The organism is Bacteroidota bacterium, assembly GCA_018831055.1.
GTDB lineage: Bacteria > Bacteroidota > Bacteroidia > Bacteroidales > B18-G4 > M55B132.
The window spans coordinates 1-5,177 of record JAHJRE010000162.1 but is presented as its reverse complement, the minus strand read 5'-3'; the positions used below and the strand labels follow the sequence as shown (position 1 = coordinate 5,177).

At 39.8% G+C, this 5,177-nt stretch carries 6 protein-coding genes; 3 read left to right on the top strand and 3 right to left on the bottom strand.

The features are described from left to right. The 3 genes from KKA81_10585 to KKA81_10575 form a co-directional block, all read right to left on the bottom strand. A partial coding sequence (locus KKA81_10585) for a tetratricopeptide repeat protein (GenBank protein MBU2651371.1) occupies window positions 1–754 on the bottom strand: 754 nt, incomplete at its 3' end. Window position 755: 1 nt separating this feature from the next. Then, window positions 756–1,115, bottom strand: coding sequence for a response regulator transcription factor (locus KKA81_10580; GenBank protein MBU2651370.1), 360 nt, complete (start codon window positions 1,113–1,115; stop codon window positions 756–758). Between the two features lies 1 nt (window position 1,116). Beyond that, window positions 1,117–1,914 carry a response regulator gene (locus KKA81_10575; protein MBU2651369.1) on the bottom strand — a complete coding sequence of 266 codons (798 nt, stop codon included), beginning with the start codon at window positions 1,912–1,914 and terminating at the stop codon, window positions 1,117–1,119. A gap of 306 nt (window positions 1,915–2,220) precedes the next feature. Between KKA81_10575 and KKA81_10570 the strand changes: the two genes are divergently transcribed. The 3 genes from KKA81_10570 to KKA81_10560 all read left to right on the top strand — a co-directional run bounded on the left by KKA81_10570 (window position 2,221) and on the right by KKA81_10560 (window position 5,155). Then, complete coding sequence (locus KKA81_10570; protein MBU2651368.1) at window positions 2,221–3,003, top strand: response regulator; 783 nt, start codon at window positions 2,221–2,223, stop codon at window positions 3,001–3,003. Window positions 3,004–3,437: 434 nt separating this feature from the next. Then, window positions 3,438–3,848 (top strand): hypothetical protein, encoded by a 411-nt coding sequence (locus tag KKA81_10565; protein MBU2651367.1) that lies wholly within the window; start codon window positions 3,438–3,440, stop codon window positions 3,846–3,848. Between the two features lie 236 nt (window positions 3,849–4,084). Then, window positions 4,085–5,155 carry an FAD-dependent oxidoreductase gene (locus KKA81_10560; protein ID MBU2651366.1) on the top strand — a complete coding sequence of 357 codons (1,071 nt, stop codon included), beginning with the start codon at window positions 4,085–4,087 and terminating at the stop codon, window positions 5,153–5,155. Window positions 5,156–5,177: the final 22 nt, after the last annotated feature.

Below are 5,177 nucleotides of genomic sequence, written 5' to 3'. Positions count from 1 at the left end.
CCTCAAGTTCATACTGAAAAACCGCACCGTTGCTAAAAAGCGCATCTCCACCGGTCCTTACCATATCTCCTGCATATACCCTCCCTATAATGCTCCCGATCTTTGTTTTTCTCTCATAACTTATGGCAAACAAGTGCCAGCGCCGACTCCAGGGCTCTTCATAAAACTCAAAATCATATTCCAGCATGACCTTATTCAGGATGCGGACCTTCTCCAGCCTTTCCATTAAAGCCATCGCTTCAGCATTATTGGGATCCTGATCCAGGATTTCAAGTATTACCCGTTCCGCCTCATCATATTCTTCCTGATCCATCAAAATCTTAGCCTTCTTCACCAGGAATGTCAGGTCCTTTGGGTAATATTTTAACCCCTGGTTACTGAAATAAAGCGCTGTATCATAATTCTGAGACCAATATTCTATGTCGGTCATCGAATTCAGAGCATCCCAGTAATCCGGTTTGTCATTCAATACTTCCTGCAGTATCGCCCGGGCAGTGTCGTAGTTTTGTTCCCAGGAAAAGGTAAGTGCGATTAATATCCTCGCATCATAATGTTCCGGTATGGAATCCAGGATATGATCGCAAATGCTTCTGGCCCTGTCATATTTCCCTGCCAATGCCCATTCCCTTGCCAGCTTGTACGTTGAATCAACAGGCAGCTCCTGCCCGGTAACGACTGCAGAAATTCCCCAAAACAGAATTAAGAAAAGGCTTCTGAAAAAGTAATTGCTTATATGATATTTGCAATGGTTCATATTATTTGTTTAAAAGTCGCTTTGCCCGTATCGACAATTCACTCGGACTAAATGGCTTGACCATATAATCATCGGCTCCCATCTTAAATGCTTTCAATACAGTATCTTCCAGCCCTATCTTGCTAAGAACGATAATAGGAGTTTTCTTACCCAGTTTTTCCCTTACAAGATTAATAAGCTCTAAACCTGTCATATACGGCATCAATACATCCGTTATAATAAGATCAAAATCCTGCTCGTTGACAATGGCAGCAGCCTCCTTCCCATTTTTCGCTACAGTTACCTCATACCCCTCCCGGATCATTTTAAATTCGACCATCTTCATAATCATCTCATCATCTTCACAAATCAGTATTCTCATGTTATTGTGCCTGGTTAAGGATTAGAATTAATCTTTTCATGGCCTCGGCAACACTGGCATCCAATGTTTCAACCAGGGACATCATGATATTCTTTGCCGGATTTTTCGAAAGCTCTTTTTCAATTTCCTCTACAATATCCGCAATCAGGCGAGCTCCAATGAAATTTAGCTGTGGTGAGAATCGGTGGGTCTCTTCCTTCATCCCTTTCCAGTCACCAGCATAAGCCATGCTTCTTAAATTCAAAATGGTTTTGGGAGCACTCGATAGAAAAGTCTCAATTATGTTGTTGAAAAAATCTTTATCCCCTTCCGCAAACTGCTCCAACTGGCTGGTGTCAATCAGGCTGTCTTGCTTCTGCTCCTGGCTTTTAATGGCAATAAAACCATCTTTGCCACCAAGGCATATACGGATCGCTTCATCCAGATCATGACGGCGGAAAGGTTTCGCCAGATAATAATTGAAACCTGAACTTTTCAACCTGGTGATAAGTTCATCTCCTTTGTGTCCCGTCAATGCAATAACCGGAATACTTCTTTTCGGCTCAGGAAATACCTTGCGGATATTGCCGATGATATCCCATCCATCAAGCCCCGGCATGTTTATATCCAATAAAATAATGTCATAACTTTTTAAGGTGAATTCATCCATGAAATCCAGCCCGTCCTCCGCGATAAAAAAATTATACCCCGATTCCTTCAGTAAATTGGAGAGGATTAATCGCATGAATTCATCATCGTCTGCTGCTAATACACGTATGCCCATTTGCCTGAAATCCATTGTAACAAAGAATATATCCAAATATAAGCAGTTTGTAAGGCGCTATTTGCTCCACATTCAATAAGATATGAACATCGATTTGTTAAAACATGAATTCCATACACAACTAGGAATCAGTCAATAGCACACTGACAGGACGGTTTGGAGGAAGTAAACTCAATATCAGGTGGCTTTTATAATGGTATCAATATTTTATTAACAATAATTAATTGATAAATTTTACAGACTTTCTGATTTTTTATTGCTAAAAAGCCTACTTTTAAAATCGTTGAGTAATCTACTTATAACTCATAATATTCTGTTTTTAACGTATTCATAGCAACACGAATGATAAAAGAAGGGAATCAGGATGGGTGGAACAACCTCCGGGTTTTAATTGCCGAAGACAATGAGTTCAACCGAAAAGTTCTTGAAGCACAAGCAAAAGAAATCGGGTTTCAGTACGCGATTGTTGAGAACGGACAGCAAGCTTTGGATGTTTTCAAAGAAAAGGAATTCGACCTGATCCTTATGGATATCCAAATGCCTGTTATGGACGGATTTCAAGCTGTTAATATCATAAGAACCCAGTTCATACACCCGAAGAAAGACATCCCCATCATTGCTATAACGGCCTTTGCATTGTTTCACGATCGCGACAAAGCCCTTGAGGCCGGTATGGATGAATACCTTGCCAAACCTTTTACATCCAGAGAACTGAAAAACATGATCTGTATGGTCCTTCGGTTAAAGAACTGCCTGCAGGAAGATGAAGTAACTGAAACATCCGTTAAACAAACTGATTTCGACCTGAACGAGATCCGTAGAATATACAATTATCAGGAAGGCCTTATCAAATCCATCGTTGAAGCTTTCATACGGAATACGTCTGAAGGATTCAGGCGTATCAGCAAAATCATGGAAGATGATCCCGAAGAAACCCTTAAAATTCTCCATAAACTGAAATCCTCCTTTCCCTATCTCGGTATGCATGCCCTGTATGAGGAAATCCTTGAGATTGAAGGTCACTTGAAAGCAGAGATCAACCTTCCTGAAACAAAAGAAAGATTAAGGAAACTTATTGATTACCTCCCCTTGGTTTACGAAAATCTGAAAAAAGTAATCAGTTAAACACGATTCAGATGCCGATGTTTCAACTTCATCCATACATGCCACTCAAGCAGAAACAATGATTGAATTATTATTCAACTGAAGTTTCGTATCGATTTCTTTACCGTATTTTTAGCATGCAATAGCAATATTTTAATTCGAAACTTCTGTTACTTAATTCCGGGATTGTTTTTTTTCTACTTTTACTATTGAATATTTTCTAAAATGAGTATCTGAAATGGTGAATCTTAAGTTACAGGCTTAATGTTTCAAGTTACAGGATAACCGGCAGTTGAAGCTCGACAAAAATGGAAAAACAAAAAGATTTATCGGTTTTACTAAGAGAGCTAAATTGATTACATAATGGATCATTTTCTTGTAACCTGCACCCTGCACCCTGTAACTATTTGTTAATCATTCCTGATACTTAAAAAATTATTTAAAAACATCATATAATGAAAAAGATATTGCTTTTTGTTCTGTTGATCTCATGGTCTTTCATGGCTTGCAAGCAAACTCAGGAAGTTGCTCAGGAAGAACCTCCTCAACAAACTCTTAACGCTCCGCCACCTGATTATACTGAGAGGCAGCAAAACCGACAATCACGCGGATTAAGTGTAGCTGAAATCCAAATGCTCGAAGATTATGCAAACCAAAAAGCATCCTTTGTTTGTAAAATCAACAAAATAAATGAAAATCCCCCATCTTCTGATGAACAGGCTGCCCAGCATAAAGAACAAATTATTAATCTCGAATCACGCCTCAAGGTTATCGAAGTTGAAATTGAAAAATACCTTGATTCAGATGTAAAAAGACATTATTTCGGAAAGGCTCTCGAACAGGCAGTCTATCGTTGCAGTCATTAACGGGATTGTTTATAGAGACTTTTGCTAAACATAATCCTGTTATTTCTGTTTGAATAATACATAATGAGTATCGGGAATGATTAATATCAAGTTGCCTGCTCTATGGTTGCAGGCTGCATGTTACAGGCTGCAGGAAGTGTAGGTGTGGGTGATGAGTGTTGAGTTGTCGCTTGTAACCTGTCGCCTGTAACGTTGTGTTAATGTTTCCCGATACTCATCAAATACATTTTAGTTACATGTCGAAAAAAACAGGGATCATAGGAGCTGGAATTGCCGGTCTTGCTGTAGCTATCAGGTTAGCTGCTAAAGGGCACGATGTTCATGTCTTTGAAAAAAATTCCTGGCCTGGCGGAAAGCTTTCGGAACTCCGCGATTCAGGTTTCCGATTCGATATGGGCCCTTCCCTTTTTACCATGCCCTGGCTGGTAGATGAACTTTATACCCTGGCTGGAAAAGATCCCAAAGAACATTTTACCTATGAGCAACTTGACACTCTTTGTAACTATTTGTTTGAAGATGGTACATTGATCAAAGCTTTTCGCAAACCCGAAGATTTTGGACCTGAGATTGAAAACAAAACCCGGGATAGCGCGCAAAGTGTCCTGGGTTTTCTGGAAAAAGCAGAAAACATTTACAACCTTACCCAAAATGTATTTATTAACCGGGCACTCCATAAACTTTCCAACCTCACACAACGATCTTTCCTGAAAGCTTTTATTCATGTCGGCTCCATCGATGCCTTCCGAAGCATGCATTCCAGGAACAACAAAACATTCAATGATTCGAAGACGGTAAGAATTTTTGACCGTTATGCCACCTATACGGGTTCAGATCCTTATCAGGCACCCGCAACACTGAATATGATCGCACACCTGGAACACAATACCGGAGCCTTTTTCCCCGAGAATGGAATGTATGGGATCGTATCCTCCCTTTATGAACTGGCCATTAGCCTCGGAGTTAATTTTCATTTCAATGAACCTGTAAAAGAGATCCTATTTTCGGGCAGGAATGCTACAGGCATCCTTACCGGAACCCGCAGTTATCCCTTCAACTTCATCGTCAGCGATGTAGATGTTCATACTCTTTATGGCAACATCCTCAAATCCAAACCGATTCCGATAAAACCCGCAAACCTCTCTTCCTCTGCACTGGTATTTTATTGGGGAATCAATAAACCATTTCCAGGATTGGACCTGCATAACATCCTATTTTCCAATAATTATAAGGAGGAATTCAGGCAACTCTTTAGCAATCAGGATGTATACATTGATCCTACAATTTACATCTTTAACCAAATTATCTAATTCACAAGTGGAATCGTTCTCT